The organism is Pontibacter aydingkolensis, from assembly GCF_019443125.1.
GTDB classification, from domain to species: domain Bacteria; phylum Bacteroidota; class Bacteroidia; order Cytophagales; family Hymenobacteraceae; genus Pontibacter; species Pontibacter aydingkolensis.
In genome coordinates this window covers 454717-478077 of record NZ_JAHYXK010000002.1, presented here as the reverse complement: position 1 = coordinate 478077, position 23361 = coordinate 454717, and the positions used below count along the sequence as shown (strand labels likewise).

Here is a 23361-nt window from a genome sequence, read left to right as displayed (position 1 = left end):
CAACCTCCAGATGATGTTTCACGTGAAACATCTCTAAATCCAGAAATACATGTTTCCAGAATACGACGTAATTGTAGTTGGGGCCGGCCATGCAGGTTGCGAAGCAGCAGCAGCGGCGGCAAAAATGGGTTCGAAAGTCCTGTTGGCAACTATGAACATGAATACCATTGCTCAAATGTCGTGCAACCCGGCAATGGGTGGTGTAGCAAAAGGACAGATAGTACGCGAAGTTGATGCTTTGGGTGGTATGAGCGGTATTATTACTGACCAGACCATGATCCAGTTTAGAATGCTAAACAAATCAAAAGGCCCTGCAATGTGGAGCCCACGTGCTCAAAGTGACCGCATGCGATTTGCAGAGGCATGGCGCTTAACATTGGAACAGACAGCCAACGTAGACTTTTGGCAAGAGATGATTTCTGGTATAGAAGTAGCGGACGGCAAAGCAGTAGGAGTGCTCACCAATCTGGGGATAACTATACGTGGAAAGGCCGTAGTTTTAACTAACGGCACGTTTTTGAATGGCATTATCCACATTGGCGAGAGGCAACTAGGGGGTGGAAGAGCAGGAGAAAAATCTGCTAAAGGCATAACCGAACAATTGATAGAACTGGGCTTTGAAGTTGGCCGTATGAAGACCGGAACTCCTCCACGTGTGGATGGACGTAGCCTGGACTACAGCAAAATGGAGGAGCAGTTCGGTGATGAGAATCCATCTAAGTTTTCTTATACAGATACAGAACCACTTTCACAGCAACGCAGCTGCTACATTACTTATACGAACTCTGAGGTACACGAGATATTAAAGACAGGCTTTGAAAAATCGCCGATGTTCCAAGGGCGTATTCAGGGCTTGGGCCCACGTTATTGCCCAAGTATAGAAGACAAGATCAATCGATTTGCTGATCGTGACCGCCACCAGATATTCGTGGAGCCGGAAGGATGGAACACGGTGGAAGTATATGTAAATGGTTTCTCTAGCTCATTGCCGGAAGATGTGCAGTTTAAAGCTCTGCGTAAGATAGTGGGATTCGAGAATGCAAAGATGTTCCGACCAGGGTACGCTATAGAGTATGACTTCTTCCCACCAACACAGCTAAACCTGACACTGGAAACAAAGCTGGTAAACAATCTATACTTTGCCGGCCAGATAAATGGTACAACCGGTTATGAAGAAGCAGCGTGCCAGGGACTAATGGCTGGTATAAACGCGCACAATAAAGTGCATGGCAAAAAGCCATTCGTATTAAAGCGTTCTGAAGCATACATTGGTGTGTTGATTGATGACCTGGTTAACAAAGGTACAGATGAGCCTTACCGCATGTTCACTTCGCGTGCCGAGCACCGCATCCTATTACGCCAGGATAACGCAGATATCCGTCTAACCAAACTAGGATATGAACTCGGATTAGCCGATGAATCTCGTTTGAAAGCTGTAGATAAGAAGATAGAAGAGACAGGTGAAATCATTGCTTATTTAAATAACAAGCCGATTGAGCCAGGAGATATCAACAGTAAACTGGAAGAGTTAGGTTCTGCTCCGATAGTAGAAAAACAGCGTGCCGGGCAATTGATAAAAAGACCGAACGTTGAGATAGAGCATATCGCCGAAGCCATACCAGCAGTAGCAGATTATCTGAGCAAGTTTAAAAAAGAAAGTGTGGAACAGGCAGGTATTGCCGTTAAGTATGAAAGCTACATTGAGAAAGAGTATGTGATGGCTAATAAGATGGGAGAGCTTGAGAACTATAGTATCAAAGGCAAAATAAATTACCGTGATATACCGGCACTATCTGCAGAGGCTAAAGAAAAACTACTGAAGGTACAACCGGAAACAATTGGCCAAGCCTCCAGAATAAGCGGAGTGTCGCCAGCTGATATTTCTGTTTTAATGGTATACTTAGGAAAATAAATGAGCTACGAAAGACTGAAGCAATGCCCTGTTTGCGGCAAAGAGGATTTCAAAAACTTTTTGGTAGTAACAGATAACTCAGTTTCAAAGGAAAGCTTTGTAATTGTGGAATGTGAGAATTGCTCTTTCAAGTTTACCAACCCAAGGCCAGACGCTGAAAGTATTGGTAACTATTACGAATCCGAGGATTACATATCGCATAGCAACACCAAGACTGGAATTATAAACAAGGCCTACCATGTAGTACGCTCTATAACCACCAAGCAAAAGGTAGAGCTTATCAACAGGTACGCACCGGCAAAAGGAACAATACTTGACTATGGCTGTGGCACCGGAGTCTTTCTATCTGCCTGCAAAAAAGACGGGTGGGAAATAAGAGGTATAGAACCAAGCACCAAAGCCAGGGAGATTGCATCTAAGGAAACAGGAGAACTCATAGCTTCTAACATAAGCGAACTGGAAGGCGAGAAATTTGAGATCATAACCTTGTGGCATGTACTCGAGCACATCCATACTTTGAACGAGACCATGAGCCAGCTGGTAGACATGTTACAAGAAGAAGGTACTCTGATTATTGCTGTACCCAATGCAGACTCACACGATGCCCAACTTTATAAAGAAAATTGGGCCGCCTATGATGTACCGCGCCACTTGTATCATTTTTCACAGGCAACAATGAAGCGCTTCATGAAAAAGCATAAGATGGTGCTCGAAGAAGTTCTTCCTATGAAGTTCGACGCATACTATGTAAGCATGTTAAGCGAAAAGCATAAAGCAGGCAAAACCAAAATGCTGAACAGTGTAATGAACGGATACAAATCGAATAGTTATGCAGAGAAAAATGGGAATGACTACTCGAGCCTGATATTTGTAGCTCGCAAAAAATAAAGTATAAAACCAGAGAAAAGTAAAGAAGGGCAAGCGAAAGTTTGCCTCTTTTACTTTAAAAAGAACCTACAATAAATGAAGCTAACGCAGATTATTCTGATCTTATCCACAACCTTTATCGCGGTATCATGTGCCAGTGTAAGTGCTCCTGAAGGTGGCGAACGTGATCAGACTCCACCAACCTTACAAAGCAGCAATCCTAAAGATCAGGAGTTAAATGTAAGAACACAGACCATTACATTAACCTTTGATGAAGAGGTCCAACAAAATAAACTCAACACTGAGCTCCTGATTACACCCAATACGGATAATAAGTATAAACTGAAAACAAACCGGAACGTAATGAGCCTTGAGTTTGAAAAGCCGTTTCTGGATAACACTACTTATACTTTCAATTTCAGGGAGGGGGTTACAGATATAACGGAAAAGAACAAGGCTGCAAACCTTAGACTATCCTTCAGCACAGGCAGCTTTATTGATTCAAGCAAAGTATCCGGAACAGTAGTTGACCTGTTTACGCAACAACCGCAGAAAGGAGTAATAGTGGCATTGTATCCAACAAGAGACACACTAAGCATTCGAAAAAACAAACCATACTACCAAACACAGACAGATGATGCAGGAAAGTATGAATTGACAAACGTAAAAGAAGGGGACTACAGAATTTATGCATTGGCAGATAAAAACAATAATGCATTCTACGACAATGAAGATGAAAAAATAGCTTACCTCGCGCAGCCAATTAATATAACAGCAACTACAGAACCGGTAACATTGGAGTTGATAAAAATAGACACAAAGAAGCCAATTCTGCTCCGTAGAGAATTTTATACTGATCGGTTCACAGGTAATTATAACGAAGGAATTAGGACATTTAGAGCAAACCCGGTTCAGGCACCGACACAAAAGCTTAACTATAAAATATTAACAGACGGCAAAGCTGTAGACCTGTTTAAAACTCAGAATTACACCGGTGGAAAAACTATACTTACAGCTGTAGATAGCGCAGGTAATATAACCGCTGATACAGTTGATATTAAGTTTGAAGGCAAAAGAGCAAGCCGCATAAAGGGAGCACAACTAAAAGTTACCAACACAAGAAACAGCCAGAATTACGCAGCCGGATCAGAGGTGACGCTGGAGTTAGAAACACCTGTTACTATAACAGGAAAGGAACCGGTAAGCATACTTTCAGACACAATAGTCGCAGCAAAAATAAGGTATCCAGAAGAGTTGGCATTAGATTCAACGAGAACTGAAATGCGTTTAAGAATACCAAAACTGAAAGGACAAACCAGGAATATATCGATAGTAATAGACAGTACATCAGTAAGGCCACTGGAAGGTGCACCTTTGAGCTTTTCACGAATACCGTTAACATTAGCAGAGAGTGGAGGAGTAGGGAGTGTAAGAGGAACGGTAAGCACAAAGTATACTTCATATAGCATACAACTGATAACACAAGACTATAAGGTGGTACAAGAAGTTAATAATACCAAAGCCTTCCAATTCAAAAACATTACACCAGGCACTTACAGGATTAGAGTTTTGATTGATGAAAACAATAATGGTAAATGGGATGCTGGTGATCCTGAGTTTAAAAGACAGCCTGAGAAAGTATACCTCTACAACAAGACCCTGGATGTAAGAGCTAACTGGGAAATGGAAGGAGAGAAGCTGGAGTTCTAAATCAGAAATAAGATATTGCAAAAGGGGAGCCGATTGAGCTCCCCTTTTTTATTTCAATCACTATTGAAAGTCCTAAAGTATAAAAAGCTGTTTTGATCAACGCTGGAAGCTAAAGGAGAATTCTCAGTTTCTACCAAAGATCCTTTTGAGTGACATAGTAATAGTATAGCGTGAAAAAGGGAATAAGCCAGGTTCAGAAAATACCCTTTAAAGCTCAGTCAAAAAAATTAAAAAGCCATTACAGTGATGCTTTAAGCAAACAGAAAAACTGACAAAAATAAATAGATCTGCAACAGTTAAAGAGAAGCTTGTAAAAAACTGCAGAAGATAGAGCTTCGGCAGTAATAAAAGTATAAAGCGTAAAATCTTATTATTCTACTTATTATGAGTACATGATTCACCAGTAAGTATAATCCTCTGAACTATAAATACCGGAGCATGTCCCATGGATTAATGAAAAGTCCTAAACCTCAATGTACAACTCAAAAGGAATACAACAGTTCAGGGCATGAGCTATATAGTTAATATGAAAATAGCATGACTCAAATTGTTCAATAAGAATTTGAGGTATACAGCATTTGCATATCACTTCTTTTCTGGAATAAATTCTAAAAGAAACTGTATAAATATTGGCTCTTGCAGAGCACTTAAATACCTATGGTATAAGTCCACAATAATGTGGGAATAACTGTGGACAAACGTGGGAAACGTAGGAACAACTTTACACACTATAGAGTAAGGGTAGGTAAGAACTCCCAAAAACAGACCAAAAAGTGGATTAGGGTGTACAAGTAGGTCCCATGAAATGCATTATCCACGTAAATGAGAAGTGTTTAAAAAGAAATACACAAAAAGTGGTAAAAAGTGGAAAACAGATTTAATGATTTGACATTCAAGTAAAAGAAGCAGTAGCCAATGTGGAAGAGTTGGTGAAAAGAATTGCACGTGTAAACAAGTTATACGTACTTCTCAAAAATGAGAAAACTTATCAACTTATAAACACAGCAAATAACAAAAGAAGATTTATTTAAAAATTCATCTTATAAAAAGTTATTAGGTTATGAATGATGTGGAAAGGTGGAAAGAGAACACAAAAAAGAGAATCAAGAAAAGTAAGAGACACAAAAGTGTAAAATAAAATTTCTATATCTTTAAAGCATATACAAACGACACAACAAAACATATGAAGCTATTGATGAACCTGACATTACCCTTTGAAGAACCAGTACTGATTTTTACACTGGTCCTTTTGGTAATACTGGTAGTACCTATTATGCTAAAGAAATTTAATATACCAGGCATAGTAGGACTAATAGTAGCAGGGGTAATAATGGGTCCGAACGGATTTCATATCCTTGAGAGAGATGCCAGTATTGTATTGTTCGGAACAGTGGGTTTGTTATACATCATGTTCCAGGCAGGACTGGAGATAGACATGATCGACTTTAAAAGATATAAAGTTCGAAGTGTGGTATTTGGAACATTGACGTTTATTATTCCTATAACCGTTGGTACATTAGTTTTCTTATACCTGCATGATTACGATATAAAGCCGGCTATACTATTGGCAAGTATGTTTGCGCCACATACGTTACTAGCATATCCGATCATAAGTCGATTGGGCTTAAGTAAAAACGAAGCAGTAACCATAACAATTGGCGGAACGCTGATAACAGATACAGCTGTGTTATTTGTGCTGGCCATCATCATAAACTCAACAAAAGGAACCACGGATGCAGTGTTCTGGATTGTAATGGTTTTAAAAATGATAGCATTTGTGGGTGTGGTGCTATGGCTATTTCCACAAATTGCAAAATGGATGTTTAAGCAACTTGAAAGCGAAAAGGGAGCTCAATACTTATTTGTTTTAACAGTCATATTTGCTGCAGCATTTTTATCAGAACTAGCCGGTATGGAGGCTATTATTGGTGCGTTTCTGGCTGGTTTAGCACTTAACCCGCTTATACCGCATACATCGCCATTGATGAACAGGATAGAATTTGTGGGCAACAACATATTTATACCTTTCTTCCTGATCAGTACAGGTATGCTGGTAGATCTGAAGACATTGTTCACAGACACCAATGCCATGTTGATAGCTGCTACTATAATTGTGTTATCGCCATTAACAAAATATGCAGCAGCTTTTTTTACACAAAAAGTATTCGGATTTAGCCTGTTGCAGCGCAACCTGATATTCGGGTTGAGTAGTGCGCATGCAGCAGCTACACTTGCAGTGGTTTTGGCAGGATATGAGATAGGTTTGTTAGGAGAGAGCGCACTTAACGGAGCAGTAGTGTTAATCCTGTCTTCAAGTTTGGTTAGCTCATTATCTACAGAAAAAGTAGGCAAAAAGCTGGCTATACTGGAAAGCAGAAGAAAACCAGATCTCAGCCAGAAGCCAGATAAAATACTAGTACCGATAGGAAATCCGAAAACGATAGAAAGGCTTTTAGACCTGGCAGTAATGCTGAAGAACCCGCTACATAAAGCTCCTATATATCCTTTAGCTGTAGTAATTGATAACGAACATGCCGAAGAGGAAATTTATAAAAAGAATAAAATGCTGCAGGAGGCTATTACACACGCCTCGGCAACGGACAACGACGTACAACTGGTTTCTAAGATCGATGTAAACGTAGCTAGCGGTATACTGAGGGCCATTAAAGAACTGATGATTACCGAAGTGATATTGGGATGGAATGCTAAAATAACCACAAGCAATAGAATATTTGGTTCTGTATTGGATAACCTGCTCAGCAATACAGATGAGATGATTCTGGTGTGCAAGCTTATTCAACCATTAAACACTACAGGAAGGCTGGTAGTGATAGTGCCTACAAATGCAGAATTGGAAAGAGGCTTTTTAAGATGGATCAGAGCTGTTAAACTGTTGTCAACGCAGTTAGGTGCACCAATTATCTTCAGAGCTCGCAGAAGAACCCTGAACAAGCTAAAACAAGCTGTTAACAGCAGTAAGCCAGCAGTAGAAGCTACTTACCAGCAATACACAAGCCTGAACGAGATAGCTAACATGAAGTCAGAACTGAAAAAAGATGACATGGTAGTGGTGATCTCGGCAAGAAAGAAAACAATATCTTACAACAGTAATATGGATTATGTGCCGCGGGTACTATCAAAAGACTACAAGGAAAACAGTTTTATCGTAGTATACCCTGAGCAGTACTCCGAGCACCAGACTGTGCCGGTAAAACAAGCATCCATGGCATATGAAGAAAAAGAAATCTAAACCATTTGATTACGACCAGGATTTCGAAAAAACAGATTTCAGAAAGCACCCGGAAAGGTATAGCGTAGGGAAGGGAGAGCAGGGCGTATTATTGGTAGAGCCATACAAATCTGAAATACTACCCTACTGGCGCTTTAAAAATCCGGAAGTTGCCAAAGAATCATCAGAGAAGATATACGAGCTTTTTCTGGATTACCTGGCTCAAGAAGATTTCGTAGGTGCGGACATGGCGCGCAAGTACCTGCAGATGGGCTATACAAGGGCAAGGCGCTACGCAAACCACAAAAGCGGGAAGAAGTATGACGGGCCGGTTCCGGACGACAAGAAGGGCCAAAGCGGCGCACATGGAAGAGAGCAGTTGCCACAGGACCCGGATCCGGTAAAAGCAAAGTCAGCTGAGATCTTTAAAGAGAAGTGGGATCAGGCAAAACAAAATGAGGACTATCTGCAACTGATGGAAAAATTTAAAGCCAAATACAGCGCATAAAGCAACATATCAGCAGTAAAGTATAACCACAGAATTAGTTAATCACGTATCTTTGCTAAAAATAATTTCAGTTAAAAATGATCAACAAAGACATCAGGTTAGGAAAAGGACTTGGTAAGATCAAGTTCGGCCTGACAATGGAAGAAGTAGAGGAGTTGATAGGCGAGCCGGAGGAAGTAGAAGAATCCGATGAGGAGGATGAGTTTGAGCACGAAGCCTGGAACTACTGGGAAGACGGTTACTCGCTATACTTCGATAAAGAAGATGATTACAAGCTAAGCTGCATCGAAACAGCTAACCGCGAAGTACAGCTTTGGGGAGAGCGCATTTTCGAAATGAGCAAAGACCAGATCGTCCGTTTATTTGCAGACAACAACATTTCCAATCCGGAGGAGGAAGAAGCTGAGACAGGCGAAACCCGCTTATCTTTCGAAAAGGAAATGATTGATTTATACTTTGACGAAGACCAGCTGATTGCCGTAAACTTTGGGGTATTTATAAATGACAACCTGGAAGTAATGTGGCCCGAAAAATAACAAGTATAGCTAAGACATAAACATACAGCCCCGGCTTTTAAAGAAGTCGGGGCTGTATGTTTTTATACTTTGGTTGATCAAAAAAAGAAGTGTAGCTTATGAAAAACAAACCATCAAACAGCTTCAAAGCAGCATATAGTTGGCATTGTTCATTTTAATAAACAAGCAGTAAACAAAAAAGCCCGGACGAAGCCGGGCTTTTTTGTATGTCAGGAAACAGGATCTTATTCAAAGAAGAAGTCCATCAGTTCCTGCTGTATAACCGGGTTGATTGCTACAGCAAGTATAATAGAGATAATCAAACCTATGGTAACAGAGAGAATGTCTTTACCGATAAGTCCGAAAGTTTTACCGAACTTAACAGAGCTATCATGTGCGCGCAAACGCATGCCCAACTCACGGCCAGCCAGCAAACCAATAAACACCCAGGTAGTACTCATAGGGATATTGTTTATTTCTTTGAAGTAATAAAGAATAACGGCATACACTAAATCAATAATAGTGGCACTTCTTACGTCGCGTACTTCAGATTTCTCATTGATGATATGCTGGATCTTTTCGCCGCGTTGGTAAAACATATAACCAAGCCCAAGGAAAATAAAGCCAGCAAAAGCGGCAAATTCCCAAACACCAAGCTGGCGAGGCAGGTAAACTGCTACGTTGGCCAGGTCCTGTGCAAGCCAGGTATGCCACAAAAAGCCACTAATTACCCACTGTGCTACTATCCAGGAGCCATGTGCCTGCCCTTTGATGAATTTCTTTATTACCTTACTAAGAATAACATAGATGATGAAAGCAGACACAAAAGCAGCTACATAGCCCATTAAACTTTTGCTAACCATGCTTATAATCGCCCCAGAGCTTACCGTAAACACACTAAGGAGCATGAACGTAGTAGAAACCGGAATTTTAAAGCGAGTTAAAAGCAACAGCACGATAGGAGCAGCCAACTGCAGGTACACAAAGCTGTCTACGTTCTGGTCGAAACCTTTGGAAGAAAGGCGCTGATACGTTACGTCGCCGTTGAATACATACCAACTGTAAAATACAGTACCCAGGAAAATAGCACCCATAAAAAGCCACTGCCAGTACCATTTTTTATCTTCGTTAGACACGATAAAGGTACCGATGGTCTGAATACTATCGTTGGCGATAGCAGAGTAACCGGCAAAAGCAAAACCCACCCACATGGCTATTGAAGCATAAGGATATACAAGGCCGGCAAGTATAAGCGCAAATGCAATGAAGTATAAGAATTTCTTCTCTTTCTGGAAGATGATGTCTACAGTGCTGTAGCGCTTTCTGAACTTATAAGGCTGAATAGGTACAACTGGCTTTTTACCTTTTTTTGTCTTAGGCATTTAAGTAAAAGTTGGATGAGAAATCAAAAACTGTGCAAGTTACCTCAAAAACTTTCGAACGCGCCCAAACCTTATATTAAGAAATTGTTAACACAGCTGATTTTAGATCTGTATGTGCTCCAAATAAAGGAAATAAGGTAACTGAAGTATAAATTAGAAAGTATAAATGCCTCTGCTTAAAATCTGTAAACACATAATGGCATTATAAAACTCTAATAAGCTATCTTTGCAGCATGGCGACACAAGAAAAAGCTACTGTGGAAAACGCACAGTTAAAAGATATTATCTCCCACGCAAAGGAGTATGGTTTTGTATTCTCTTCCAGCGATATCTACGATGGCCTGCAGGCTGTTTACGATTATGGCCAGATGGGTGTAGAACTGAAGAACAACATCAAAAACCTGTGGTGGAAATGCATGACGCAGCTGAACCAGAACGTAGTTGGTTTGGACGCTGCCATCTTTATGCACCCGCTGGTTTGGAAAGCATCCGGACACGTAGACAGCTTTAACGATCCGATGATCGATAACAAAGACTCGAAGAAACGCTACCGTGCCGATGTGCTGATAGAAGATAAAGCCGCCCAGTACGAGGCAGAGGGAAGGGTAGAAGAAGCCGGTGCCTTACTAGCTGAAATGGGTAAGTTGCTGGAAGACGAAAACCTGGATGGCGTTCGTGAATTGATCATCAGCGAAGGCATCAAATGCCCGATCTCTGGTACAGCTAACTGGACAGATGTACGCCAGTTTAACTTGATGTTCTCTACGCAGGTTGGTTCTGTAGCCGAAGAATCTCAGACAATTTACCTGCGCCCTGAAACAGCGCAGGGTATTTTCGTGAACTTCCTGAACGTGCAGAAGACAGGCCGCATGAAAGTGCCATTCGGTATTGCTCAGATCGGTAAAGCTTTCCGTAACGAGATTGTGGCGCGCCAGTTCATCTTTAGAATGCGTGAGTTTGAGCAAATGGAGATGCAATTCTTTGTTCGCCCTGGCACGGAGATGGAGTGGTACGAAAAATGGAAGGAAGCACGTAAGGCATGGCATTTAGCCATTGGTATTCCGGCAGAAAGCCTGCGTTACCACGACCACGAAAAGCTGGCCCACTATGCCAACGCTGCTGTAGATATCGAGTACCGTTTCCCGTTTGGTTTTAAAGAAGTAGAAGGCATTCACTCCCGTACCGATTTTGACCTGACCCAGCACCAAGAGTTGAGCCGCAAGAAAATGCAGTACTTCGACAACGACCTGAACGAAGAAGGCAAACCATACGGTAATTACATTCCTTACGTGATCGAAACATCAGCCGGAGCAGACCGCCTGTTCCTGATGACGCTTTGCAATGCCTACACAGAAGAGGAGATCGTGGAAGGTGACAGCACTAAATCGCGAACGTTCCTGAAGTTCCACCCGGCTTTGGCTCCGGTAAAGGCAGCTATACTTCCGCTTACCAAAAAAGACGGCCTGCCAGAGAAAGCAACTGAGATCTTCGACTCGTTGAAGTATGATTTCAACATGATTTATGAAGAGCGCGACAGCATCGGTAAACGCTACACCCGCCAGGACCTGATCGGTACACCGTTCTGTATCGCCGTAGACCACCAGACGCTGGAGGATAATACCGTTACCGTTCGTGACCGCGACAGCCGTGAGCAGGTGCGTATGCCAATCAGCGAATTGCACAATTACATAAACAAAGCTGTTAGCTTTAAGAGCATCTTCGAGAAGCTGGCTTAAGTATAAAAGTATAAAGTATAAGAGAGGCAGTATGGGGAACCATGCTGCCTTTTTTTGTTTAAATGATACAAACCTTCGCTTTAAATTTTCCTCAAAGGTGAGTCTTATAATATTGCCTGAATACTTTCATAAGCAATGGAGAAGGCGATTTATTGCAGATTATCCACATGTAAAAAGTAAAGCCAAGGATATAAGCAAAATGCATAATCGGAAATTTTTTGTAGTTTAAAGGATTCAACAACATTTCCGGGAATGCGAATTACCAAACTCTTATTGTGCCTTTTTGCCTTGCTGGTATTCAGCCAGGGCTTTGCACAAGAAAATACTGTAACTGCCCAGGAGCAGCCAATACCATCCATACAAGGAGCACCAGTTATACTTGACCGCGATACTTTATTATATGTTTATAATCCGGTTGGCTCGTTCAGTAAAGAAGAACGCGCTGCAGCCATAAGCAGAAGAGTAAAAGAACTGGCCGGTGAACACCTCTTTTCTGAAGACTCTGTAAATGTAGTGGACCATGTGCTTACCACTGATATTACATACCTGGACAGGGTAATTATAAGCGTAACAGAAGCCGATGCGACATTTGCCGAAAGGCCCCGCGAAGAACTGGCAGAACTGTATGCCGCTAAAATAAGGACTTCAGTTTCCGAATCTGCAAAGCAGAACAGCTTGCGTACCATTGCTCTGGAAATAGGTTTAGCTATCTTGGTACTCATTATCTTCTACTTCTTGATGAAGTATGTGAACCGGTTGTTTCAGTACCTCTTCCAAAAAGTAGAAGAGCAGCAAGGCAAGCGATTAAAAGGCCTGAAGGTAAAGAACTACGAAATGCTCACGCCGGAGCGCGAAGCTGCAGTTTTATTGGCAGTTGTAAAGTTCATAAAGGTAGTTACCGTATTCATACTTTTCTACATCCTTTTGCCAGTGCTGTTCAGCATCTTCCCCTGGACGCAGGGCTACGCCGAAACATTACTTTCATATATCATCAGTCCGCTTAGCCAGATCGTGTTCGGGTTGGTAAACTACATCCCCAACCTGCTTACCATACTGGTAATTGTAGTAGTAACGCATTATGTAGTAAAGTTCCTGCGCTTCCTGGCAAACGAAGTGGAAGAGGGTAAATTGGAGGTTCCTGGCTTTTACAAAGACTGGGCTAAGCCAACTTATAACATCGTACGCTTTCTGCTTTATGCTTTTATGTTCGTGGTGATCTGGCCATACTTGCCTGGATCAGATTCAGCAGTTTTCCAGGGCGTATCGGTTTTCCTGGGTATACTTTTCTCGCTGGGTTCGTCGTCGGCCATTGCCAATATGGTAGCAGGTTTGGTGCTTACCTATATGCGTTCTTTTAAGATAGGAGACCGAATTAAAATAGGGGATATAACAGGGGATGTGCTGGAAAAAACGTTGCTCGTTACTAGGGTGCGAACCACAAAGAACGAAGACATTACCATTCCCAACGCTATGATCCTTAATAACCATACTACTAACTTTACAACCTGCAGCGAGCAAAGCGAGAAAGGTTTGGTGCTGCATACTACAGTTACCATCGGGTATGATGTGCCATGGCCAAAAGTACACCAGGCTTTAATAGACGCTGCCCTGGCCTGTTCTAACATCGAAAAAACGCCAAGCCCGTTTGTGCTGCAAACCAGCCTGGAAGATTTTTACGTCGCTTACCAGCTAAATGCCTATACTTTTAAAGCAGGTAACATGTCTCAGATCTACTCCGATATCCACCAGAACATACAGGACAAGTTTAATGAAGCTGGTATTGAAATACTATCGCCACACTATCGGGCACAGCGCGATGGCAATACAGTAACCATACCTGCACACTACCTGCCACAAGACTATCAAGCACCTTCATTTAGAGTCGAGCAGATCCGACAGAAAGTGCAAAAAGATGCTATTATGTCCGAAAGTGTATAACTTATGTAAAATATAGTTAAACCTATACTTGCTCATATTTGGGTATCTTATCAGGTGGGTTACATGTGAATAAAATGGGTAAATATTCGATAAAAGGAAATTACACAAGTTTTGCAAAGCAGTTATTCACAGAGGTTGGTAGGAAAAACAGGTGCTCAGGAATATTAAAATTTATGCGTAATTGAACGAGCAAAAGCTGTTGAAAGCTGTAGGTAAAATAGCTATGATAAGGTCAGAAATAATATTATTGAATTCTTTTCAACAGCCTGTAACGTCATTGTTTTGATGATTAACTAAAACAAAAGCAAGGTTGGCAAATTGATAAAACTGCGCATAAACAGCCATTCGTATGTATAGGTGAAACCAACGCAAATTAGAAATGGCTAATTCATCAAAATCAAATAGCAGTAACAGTTTAAAAGATAATAATCCGTGCTGGAAAGGCTATGAGGCTGTAGGAACAAAGAAGAAAGATGGCAAAGAAGTACCAAACTGTGTTCCTAAAAACAAGTCATCCAATTCTAAATCTTCTACGAGTAAAAGCTAAAGTATAAACAACTGGAAGTGGAGCAGCTCCGATGTTCAGGTGCTGCTCCTTTTGCTTTGTAGCCCCTTCAAAGTCTGCAGTTTCCGGCAAGGTTTATACTTTCTAAGCCACATGGCAAACCAAAATTGCCTACCTTTGCCGAATTGTAGCAGATCATGTGGAATAAGATTGCCATTTTTATAATTAAAAACAGGTTAAGGCTGCTTATCGTCTTAGCCATGCTTACTGCATTTATGGCCTATAAAGCCAAAGATGCAGAAATGTCTTACGATTTTGCCAATGTCGTGTCGCAGGACGACGTGGACATGCAGTACTTCCAGCGCTTTAAGCAAACCTTCGGCGAGGATGGCAACATTCTGGTGGTGGGCATGCAGGACAATAAAGTATATAAGCTCGAGAATTTTAAGGAGCTAAAGGCTTTATCGGAGCATCTGGCGCAGGTAGAAGGAGTGAAGGCTGTAATCTCGTTACCAAACCTGGTACAAGTTGTAAAAGATACTGCAGAACGTAAATTCACTACTTCCCAGATCTTTGATGCCTTCCCGGGAACACAGCCACAGCTAGATAGCCTCCTGAAAGTAGTGCGCAACCAGGGATTCTACGACGGCCAGATCATCAACGATAAAACAGGAGCCACACTGATTGCCATTACCGTTGAGCCGGAGTTTCTGAACTCGGCCCGTCGCGGTGAGGTAATGGACAACATAACGGAGCATACAGAGACCTTTTCTAAAAGTACAGGTATAAAACTGCACTACGCTGGTCTGCCTTTTGTGCGTGCTGTGATGACGACCAAAGTAGCAGCCGAGATGAAAATGTTCCTGCTGCTGGCTTTGTTAGTAACAGGCGTTACGCTGTTTATCTTTTTCAGGTCCTTATACGCTGTGCTGTTCCCACTGCTGATGATCAGCATTGTGGTGGTGTGGGTGCTGGGAACGCTGTCCTTGCTCGGCTACAAGATATCCCTACTCACGGGGCTTATACCTGCCATATTGGTGGTGATAGGTATACCAAACTCTACTTACCTGCTTACGCGCTACCATTACGATTACCGCAAGCATGGTAACAAGATACTAGCGCTTTCAAGAGTCATCAGCAAGATAGGAGTGGTAAACCTGGTAACAAACACAACCACAGCCATTGGTTTTGTAGTGTTTACTTTTACGCAGGTAGCCATACTTTACGAATTTGGCGTGGTGGCTGGTATTAACATCTTTGTCACGTTCATCATCAGCATTGTACTGATACCGGTGGTGTTCTCTTACTTACCGCCGCCAACAGCAAGGCAACTGCGCCACCTCAACGCAAAGCCACTAAATAAGCTACTAGAATTCATCGACTACATTGTACACGAGAAGCGGCACTTGGTATACTTCTTTACCATTTTAACTTTAGTACTTTCGTTGTGGGGTATTTATAAGGTAAAGACTGTTTCCTATATGGTAGACGATTTGCCGGAAGAAAGCAGCGTAAATGCCGATCTTGCCTTTTTCGAGAACCACTTTAACGGGGTAATGCCGCTGGAGATTATTGTAGACACCGGCGTAAAGCAGGGTGTGATGCGACTGCCAAACCTGGGTAAGCTAAACCAACTGGAGAACTTCCTGCGTACGCAACCTATACTTTCAGCACCTATTTCCGTTGTAGGTTTGGTAAAAACAGCTACACAGGCATTTTACGGCGGCGATCCGGGTTCTTACCGTTTACCAGACAATACAGAGCGTAACTTTATTTTCAGCTACCTGGCCAAGCAAGGCGAAGGGGCTAACCAACGACTGCTCCGTTCATTTGTAGACAGCACCGGTCAACAGGCACGCATCTCGCTTAAAGTTGCTGATGCCGGGTCAAGGGTACTAGATACTTTGATCATCAATAAAATTAAACCGGAGTTGCACGAGATCTATGGCGGAGAGGGCGTAACAGTGGAAGAGGCAGGCAATACCATGACCTTTACCCGTGACGACTCCGGTGCCCAAACTACCGTTAGCCTTACCGGTACTACACTGCTTTTCATCAAGGGCAACGAGTACCTTATCAACAACCTGCGTAGTAGCCTTATACTTGCTTTTGTGTTGGTAACTATTGTGATCGCCTTGTTGTTTAAGTCGGTAAGGGTAGTGGTTATTTCGCTGATACCGAACATGATACCACTACTAATTGCAGGTGGACTGATGGGCTTTTTCAACATACCACTGAAGCCAAGTACAGCCCTCATCTTCAGCATTGCGTTAGGTATAGCCATCGACGACTCTATTCATTTTCTGGCAAAGTATAGAAGTGAGTTGCTGTCGAATGGCTTTAACATCAGCAGGGCCATTACTACTAGTTTAACAGAGGCTGGTACAAGTATGATCTATACTTCTATCATTCTGTTCTTTGGCTTTGTGATATTCGCTTTCTCTGAGTTTGGCGGTACAAAGGCGCTTGGTGTGCTGATGTCGGTAAGTTTACTGATTGCATTATTCACAAACCTGATTATATTGCCAACTTTGCTGATGAGCTTTGACAGCGGTAAGTATGAACGAGACCCATATGCCCTGATAGAGCACTACGACGAGTATTACCTGGAGCACGACGACGAAGAGTTGGACCTGAATCAGCTTAAAATAAAATTTGAAGAAGAAATTCTGGAAGAAGATAAAAACCTGTAAACGGTGAAGTACAACGAGTATAAAAATCTGAATTACGCCAAAGTAGGCGAGGATGTACTGGAGTTCTGGAAGAAGAACAACATCTTTGAAAGATCGGTAGCTACCCGTGAGGGCAACAAGCCGTTCGTATTTTATGAAGGTCCGCCGTCAGCGAACGGTACGCCGGGTATACATCACGTAATGGCACGTGCCGTGAAAGATATATTCTGCCGCTACAAAACCCTGAAAGGGTTCCACGTGAACCGTAAAGGTGGTTGGGATACCCACGGCTTACCGGTAGAACTTCAGGTAGAGAAAGAACTTGGCATTACTAAAGAGGATATCGGCAAGAAGATCACAGTAGAGGAGTACAACCAGCGCTGCCGCGAAACAGTAATGCGTTTCAAAGGCCAATGGGACGACCTGACTGAGAAGATGGGTTATTGGGTAGACCTGAACAACCCGTACATTACTTTTGAGAGAGAGTACATCGAATCTTGCTGGGCCCTGCTGAAGCGCCTGTACGACAAAGGCTACCTGTACAAAGGCTATACTATACAGCCATACTCTCCGGCGGCAGGCACAGGCTTAAGTTCGCATGAGCTCAACCAGCCGGGTTGCTACAAAATGGTAAAGGACACCACCATTGTAGCGCAGTTTGCCGTGAAGCGCATCACCCGCAACATGTTCCTGTTCGAGCGTGAAGATGAGAATGTGTCTATACTTGCCTGGACAACTACGCCTTGGACACTACCGGGCAACACTGCGCTGGCAGTAGGCAAAAACATCAAGTATGTAAAAGTACAGACCTACAATCAATACACGTACGAGCCGATCTCGGTTATACTTGCAAAAGATCTGGTAAGCCGCTACTTCAACCCGAAAGCAGCTGATATTCCGTTGGTAGAGTATAATTCTGGTGATAAGCTGATCCCATACAAAATAGTAGAGCAGTTTGACGGCAGCGACCTGGCAGGTGTGGAATATCACCAACTGATGCCATACGTAACGCCAGACAAGCCTGCTTTCCGTGTGATCATTGGTGATTATGTAACCACTGAAGACGGTACCGGTATCGTGCATATTTCGCCAACCTTCGGTGCAGACGACTTTAGGGTAGCTGCACAGAACGACATTCCGGCGCTTCTTATCACTGATGAGACTGGCAAGCAGGTTCCGATCGTGGATAGACAAGGCCGCTTTGTTGATGAGATCACTGACTTTGCCGGCATGTACGTGAAGAACTATGCCAAGGAAGATGAGTCATCTCCGGAGTATAGACCAACGGACGTAAAAATTGCCATAAAGCTGAAAGAAGAAGGCAAAGCATTTAAAGTAGAGAAATACGAGCACACCTATCCACATTGCTGGAGAACCGATATGCCAGTTTTATACTATCCGCTGGATAGCTGGTTTATCAAAACCACTGCAGTTAAGGACAGATTGATCGAACTGAACAAAACCATTAACTGGAAACCGGAATCTACAGGCACAGGCCGTTTTGGTAACTGGCTGGAGAATCTGGTAGACTGGAACCTGTCGCGTTCGCGTTACTGGGGTACACCACTGCCTATCTGGAGAACAGAAGATGGCGAGGAAGAGATCTGCATCGGTTCTGTAGTAGAATTGACTTCAGAAATCGAAAAAGCAGTGAAAGCCGGTGTGATGGAGCACTTCATTGAAGTGCCGGACCTGCACCGCCCTTATGTGGACAACATCGTGCTGGTTAGCAAGTCGGGTAAGCCAATGTACAGAGAGACAGACCTTATTGATGTTTGGTTCGACTCTGGCGCCATGCCTTATGCACAGTGGCACTACCCACTCGAGAACAAGGAAATCTTTGAGCAGAACTTCCCGGCCGACTTTATTGCTGAAGGTGTAGACCAGACGCGTGGTTGGTTCTTTACGCTGCACGCCCTGGCTGTAATGCTGGAGGATAGCGTGGCTTACAAAAATGTGATTGCCAATGGCCTGGTGCTGGATAAGGATGGCAATAAGATGAGCAAGCGCCTTGGGAACGCTATCGATCCGTTCGAGATGATCGGTGCCTATGGTCCGGATGCCGTGCGCTGGTACATGATTGCCAATGCGCCACCTTGGGACAACCTGAAGTTTAACCCGGAAGGTGTAGTAGAGACGCAGCGCCGCTTCTTCGGCACGTTACAGAACACGTACTCGTTCTTCGCGCTGTATGCTAACTTGGATAAGTTCACATACGCTGAGGCTGATGTACCGATGGCACAGCGCACCGAGTCGGATCGCTGGATCATCTCTAAGCTGAACACGCTGGTAAGCATTGTTGATGCAAATTACGAAGACTACGACCCAACCCGTGCAGCACGTGCTATACAGGATTTTGTGGTAGATGACCTGAGTAACTGGTATGTGCGTCTGAACCGAAAGCGTTTCTGGAAAGGCGAGTACAACACCGATAAGATCGCAGCTTACCAGACACTTTATACTTGCCTTGAGACTATCGCCAAAATCGCAGCCCCGATTGCACCATTCTACATGGAGCAGTTGTACCGCGACCTGAACGGCGTAAGCAACAAGCATAAAGAGGATTCTGTACATCTGGCGTACTATCCTGAGGTAGAGAATACCTATATCGACAAGGATTTGGAAGAGCGTATGGAACTGGCGCAAACGGTATCGTCGCTGGTACACTCGCTGCGCAAAAAGCACATGATCAAAGTGCGTCAGCCGTTGCAGCGTATCCTTATACCAGTGCTGAACGACAGGATGAAGCACCAGATAGAAGCCGTTGCCGACCTGATCATGAGCGAGGTGAACGTGAAGACGATCGAGTACATTGACGACACTTCGGGCATCCTGGTGAAGAAGATCAAGCCTAACTTTAAGAAACTGGGCCAGGTTTTCGGACCTAAGATGAAACTGGTAGCCGCCGCCGTGCAGCAAATGGATCAGAATGATATCGCGCACCTGGAACGTGAAGGCGGTTTTGAGATTATGCTTGCCGACGACGAAACAGCTGTACTTACGCCGGATGATGTAGAGATATCTTCTGAGGACATACCGGGTTGGTTGGTAGCCAGCGAAGGTAAACTTACAGTTGCCCTGGACATTACTATCACCGAAGAACTGAAGCAGGAAGGTATTGCCCGTGACCTGGTTAACAGAATTCAAAACCTGCGTAAAGACAGCAACCTGGAGGTGCAGGATAAGATCCATATCTACATGCAACGTGCTGCTGAGGAGGTGAATCAGGCGGTAATGAACTACAGCGCCTACATCTGTGCCGAAACACAGGCCCTGACGCTGGATATTGTAGAAGAGCTAACCAGCCCTACTACGTTGGATATTGATGATTACACCGTTCTGATAAACATCCAGACAAACGGTAAAGCGGCCATTTAAGTAAAAGCATCGGGTAAGTTTATTAGCTAACCCGATGCTTTTATACTTTTAAGTATATTGCAGCAGCTTAAAGCGAAGTATAAAGTCGTGCTACTTGATTTGATCAGAAGCTGGCAAAAGAACAAATATGAAATACTGGAAATATTACATGGCGGCGCTTGCCGTGATCATCATTGATCAGGTTGTGAAGCTAATCGTGCATTATAACATGGAAATGGGCCTGCCAGGCGAAATACACCTGATCGGCGATTGGCTGAAACTACACTACACCCTAAACCCTGGTATGGCTTTCGGTGTGGAGTTGGGCTCTGAGTATGGTAAGCTTATACTTACACTGTTCCGTATGGTTGCCATGCTTGGTATAGGGTACTACCTATACTACTTGGTAAAGCATATAGCTCCGAAAGGCCTTATCTGGTGTATCTCACTTATACTTGGCGGCGCCATCGGTAACCTTATCGACAGTACGTTTTACGGCGTGTGGTTTGATAATGCTCCTTATGGCTCTTCAACGCCATGGTTCCATGGACAGGTAATCGATATGTTCTACATTGATATCTGGGAGGGTATAGTGCCGAACTGGATTCCGTTCTTCGGAGGTAAACCCATGTCGCTGTGGCCCATCTTCAACGTAGCCGACTCTGCTATTTTTATCGGTGTGCTACTGATTCTGTTTAACCAGAAGCGCTTCTTCGGAGAACACGAAGAGCCTGAGCATAAAACCACTACTATTGAACAAGAGCAAGGACTGTAATCAAAAGTATAAAGTATAAAAACGGGGCTGTTCCATGTGGAGCAGCCCCGTTTTGTTTTGTAGTTTTAGATGAAAAGTCCCCCTTTGAAGGAGTAAAGCTGTTTTATTATATAATTATTATGGCGTGAGCGTCTTCGCTCGTGACTGGCTATAGCTTGGGCCTCTGGCCCAGTCGAGTTACAAACTCGACACTATAGTAAGCCACAAGTTGAAAACTTGCGGCAGAAATAAATAGAATGGAATGACTCTGACACTTCAAAGGAAGACTTAACTGTTACTTACAATTTTTGAAATGTACACGATCAAAAGCTTTTTATCAGGTATATTTTTCCCAACTTCATTCACTACATCCCAATAAAACTCTTACTTTTACCAATAGCCAAAACCCAATTCTCCCTTGCTTATACCAACTCCCATACTTAAAGTCATAGGGTTAGAAACCACTTTCTCCACGAACCGCAGCACTACCAAAGCTGTAGATAAGATATCGTTTGAAGTATACCCCGGCGAAACGGTGGCTATAGTAGGAGAGTCTGGTTCAGGTAAGTCGGTAACGGCTTTATCAGTGATGAGGCTTATTAACACACCGCCGGGCAGAATAGTAGGAGGGAAGGCTATTTTCCAATCGGAGAAGTTCGGAGAGGTAGACCTGCTCTCTTTGCAGGAAAAGCAGATGCAGCAAATACGCGGCAACAAGATAAGTATGATTTTTCAGGAGCCGATGTCGTCACTGAACCCGGTTTATACTTGTGGAAAACAAGTAGCAGAAGCTCTATTGTTGCATACTGATATTTCGAAAAAAGAGGCCAAAGAACGCACCATTCAGCTTTTTGAGAAGGCAAAACTCCCGCGCCCTGAGAAAATTTTCGATGCTTATCCACATGAAATATCGGGAGGGCAGAAGCAGCGCGTAATGATTGCCATGGCCATGGCCTGCGAACCAAGTATACTTATCGCCGACGAGCCAACCACCGCCCTTGATGTGACGGTGCAGGCACGAATGTTGCAGCTGATTGATGAACTGCGTGTAAAGGAGAATACCGCTGTACTGTTCATTACTCACGATTTAAGCGTAGTAGCTGAAATTGCCGACAGAATACTGGTCATGTATAAGGGCCAGTTGGTAGAGCAGGGCAAGGTGATGGATATCTTCACAAATCCGCAGCATCCCTATACCAAAGGCCTGTTGGCTTGTCGTCCAAAGCTTTCTGCCAAGCCACGATCCATACTTCCAACGGTAACAGACTTCATGCTGGAAGATGCGGATGGCAATATTATCGAAAGGAAAAAAGAAGTATACACTCCCTCTCTGGCAGATGTGATAAACGAGTATTTAGACACCAGTACCGATATCAAACATCAACAGGAAAATAAACAAAAGCCACCTTTGCTGCAGGTGGAGAACCTGAAAGTATATTTCCCGATCAAAAAGGGATTCTTTGGTCACACTACCGATTATGTAAAAGCTGTAGATGGCGTTAGTTTTACAGTTATGCCCGGCGAAACTATCGGCCTGGTAGGAGAGTCCGGCTGTGGAAAAACAACGTTGGGCCGCGCGCTGCTCAGGCTGGTAGAACCAACAGAAGGAAGTATAAGCTTCAACGGCCTCGATATTGCCGATCTCACTTCTGAAGAACTCCGCAAAAGCCGTCGCGATTTTCAGATGATCTTCCAGGACCCTTATGCCTCGCTTAACCCGATGCATACAATAGGCGATGCCATTATGGAGCCAATGCGTGTGCACAAACTCTACAATAATGATAAGGAACGCAAAGCTAAATCCATGGAACTGCTTGAAAAAGTAGGACTTCTGCCGGAGCACTTTCAGCGTTATCCACATGAGTTCTCTGGTGGGCAGCAGCAACGCATTTGCATTGCCCGTACCTTAGCCTTGCAGCCAAAGTGCATCATCTGCGACGAATCGGTGTCGGCGCTGGATGTGTCGGTGCAGGCGCAGGTGCTTAATTTGCTCAACAAGCTCAAACACGAATTCCAGATCACCTACATCTTTATCACCCACGATCTTTCGGTAGCCAAGTATTTGTCGGACAGGATTATGGTAATGAACAATGGCCAGATAGTAGAAAGCGGCACTCCTGAGCAAATATACCGCAACCCAAAACAGGAGTACACCCGCGCGCTGATCAGTGCTATCCCGAAAGGAGAGCTGGAGGATATTATAAAGGCGCAGGAGAAGCGGGAAGGCATGCGTGCTGGGATATTGGGCCAGAATTTACATTAAATATAGAGACGCA

13 protein-coding genes are annotated in these 23361 nt (G+C 43.4%); 12 read left to right on the top strand and 1 reads right to left on the bottom strand.

All coding sequences use genetic code 11. The annotated features are described in order from the left end of the window. Positions 1 to 49 precede the first annotated feature (49 nt). The 6 genes from mnmG to K0O23_RS04395 all read left to right on the top strand — a co-directional run bounded on the left by mnmG (position 50) and on the right by K0O23_RS04395 (position 8762). Complete coding sequence (gene mnmG / locus K0O23_RS04420; RefSeq protein WP_219876180.1) at positions 50 to 1912, top strand: tRNA uridine-5-carboxymethylaminomethyl(34) synthesis enzyme MnmG; 1863 nt, start codon at positions 50 to 52, stop codon at positions 1910 to 1912. Beyond that, the gene (locus K0O23_RS04415) at positions 1913 to 2800 is read left to right on the top strand and encodes a class I SAM-dependent methyltransferase (protein WP_219876179.1); all 888 of its coding nucleotides are present in this window, start codon (positions 1913 to 1915) and stop codon (positions 2798 to 2800) included. Positions 2801 to 2875: 75 nt separating this feature from the next. Then, positions 2876 to 4489, top strand: a complete 1614-nt coding sequence (locus K0O23_RS04410; RefSeq protein WP_219876178.1) for an Ig-like domain-containing protein — start codon at positions 2876 to 2878, stop codon at positions 4487 to 4489. Positions 4490 to 5762: 1273 nt separating this feature from the next. Continuing rightward, complete coding sequence (locus tag K0O23_RS04405; protein ID WP_246596909.1) at positions 5763 to 7739, top strand: cation:proton antiporter domain-containing protein; 1977 nt, start codon at positions 5763 to 5765, stop codon at positions 7737 to 7739. Continuing rightward, positions 7720 to 8226, top strand: a complete 507-nt coding sequence (locus K0O23_RS04400) for a DUF4385 domain-containing protein (protein WP_219876176.1) — start codon at positions 7720 to 7722, stop codon at positions 8224 to 8226. Before K0O23_RS04405 ends, K0O23_RS04400 begins: the two co-directional genes overlap by 20 nt. A 77-nt stretch (positions 8227 to 8303) precedes the next feature. After that, positions 8304 to 8762 (top strand): hypothetical protein, encoded by a 459-nt coding sequence (locus tag K0O23_RS04395; RefSeq protein ID WP_219876175.1) that lies wholly within the window; start codon positions 8304 to 8306, stop codon positions 8760 to 8762. A gap of 224 nt (positions 8763 to 8986) precedes the next feature. On the opposite strand, the gene K0O23_RS04390 is transcribed toward K0O23_RS04395, so the two are convergent. After that, positions 8987 to 10123: a hypothetical protein gene (locus K0O23_RS04390; protein ID WP_219876174.1), complete on the bottom strand. Its 1137-nt coding sequence runs from the start codon at positions 10121 to 10123 to the stop codon at positions 8987 to 8989. Positions 10124 to 10356: 233 nt separating this feature from the next. Between K0O23_RS04390 and K0O23_RS04385 the strand changes: the two genes are divergently transcribed. The 6 genes from K0O23_RS04385 to K0O23_RS04360 all read left to right on the top strand — a co-directional run bounded on the left by K0O23_RS04385 (position 10357) and on the right by K0O23_RS04360 (position 23348). Beyond that, positions 10357 to 11859 carry a glycine--tRNA ligase gene (locus K0O23_RS04385; protein WP_219876173.1) on the top strand — a complete coding sequence of 501 codons (1503 nt, stop codon included), beginning with the start codon at positions 10357 to 10359 and terminating at the stop codon, positions 11857 to 11859. Between the two features lie 252 nt (positions 11860 to 12111). Continuing rightward, on the top strand, positions 12112 to 13797 hold the full coding sequence (locus tag K0O23_RS04380) for a mechanosensitive ion channel family protein (protein ID WP_219876172.1): 1686 nt from the start codon (positions 12112 to 12114) through the stop codon (positions 13795 to 13797). A gap of 765 nt (positions 13798 to 14562) precedes the next feature. Beyond that, on the top strand, positions 14563 to 16995 hold the full coding sequence (locus K0O23_RS04375) for an efflux RND transporter permease subunit (protein WP_246596908.1): 2433 nt from the start codon (positions 14563 to 14565) through the stop codon (positions 16993 to 16995). A 3-nt stretch (positions 16996 to 16998) separates the two neighbouring features. After that, on the top strand, positions 16999 to 20352 hold the full coding sequence (gene ileS / locus K0O23_RS04370) for an isoleucine--tRNA ligase (protein ID WP_219876170.1): 3354 nt from the start codon (positions 16999 to 17001) through the stop codon (positions 20350 to 20352). A 127-nt stretch (positions 20353 to 20479) separates the two neighbouring features. Further along, complete coding sequence (locus tag K0O23_RS04365; protein ID WP_219876169.1) at positions 20480 to 21106, top strand: lipoprotein signal peptidase; 627 nt, start codon at positions 20480 to 20482, stop codon at positions 21104 to 21106. Between the two features lie 397 nt (positions 21107 to 21503). After that, positions 21504 to 23348, top strand: a complete 1845-nt coding sequence (locus tag K0O23_RS04360; protein WP_219876168.1) for an ABC transporter ATP-binding protein — start codon at positions 21504 to 21506, stop codon at positions 23346 to 23348. The last annotated feature ends 13 nt before the right edge of the window (positions 23349 to 23361 follow it).

What these genes read in the sequence shown, in the direction of transcription:
- K0O23_RS04415 (WP_219876179.1), top strand. Translation starts at nt 1,913, where the DNA reads ATGAGCTACGAAAGACTGAAGCAATGCCCTGTTTGCGGCAAAGAGGAT.
- K0O23_RS04375 (WP_246596908.1), top strand. Translation starts at nt 14,563, where the DNA reads ATGCTTACTGCATTTATGGCCTATAAAGCCAAAGATGCAGAAATGTCT.
- K0O23_RS04380 (WP_219876172.1), top strand. Translation starts at nt 12,112, where the DNA reads ATGCGAATTACCAAACTCTTATTGTGCCTTTTTGCCTTGCTGGTATTC.
- K0O23_RS04400 (WP_219876176.1), top strand. Translation starts at nt 7,720, where the DNA reads ATGAAGAAAAAGAAATCTAAACCATTTGATTACGACCAGGATTTCGAA.
- K0O23_RS04390 (WP_219876174.1), bottom strand. Translation starts at nt 10,123, where the DNA reads ATGCCTAAGACAAAAAAAGGTAAAAAGCCAGTTGTACCTATTCAGCCT.
- K0O23_RS04405 (WP_246596909.1), top strand. Translation starts at nt 5,763, where the DNA reads ATGCTAAAGAAATTTAATATACCAGGCATAGTAGGACTAATAGTAGCA.
- K0O23_RS04385 (WP_219876173.1), top strand. Translation starts at nt 10,357, where the DNA reads ATGGCGACACAAGAAAAAGCTACTGTGGAAAACGCACAGTTAAAAGAT.
- mnmG (WP_219876180.1), top strand. Translation starts at nt 50, where the DNA reads ATGTTTCCAGAATACGACGTAATTGTAGTTGGGGCCGGCCATGCAGGT.
- K0O23_RS04365 (WP_219876169.1), top strand. Translation starts at nt 20,480, where the DNA reads ATGAAATACTGGAAATATTACATGGCGGCGCTTGCCGTGATCATCATT.
- K0O23_RS04410 (WP_219876178.1), top strand. Translation starts at nt 2,876, where the DNA reads ATGAAGCTAACGCAGATTATTCTGATCTTATCCACAACCTTTATCGCG.
- K0O23_RS04395 (WP_219876175.1), top strand. Translation starts at nt 8,304, where the DNA reads ATGATCAACAAAGACATCAGGTTAGGAAAAGGACTTGGTAAGATCAAG.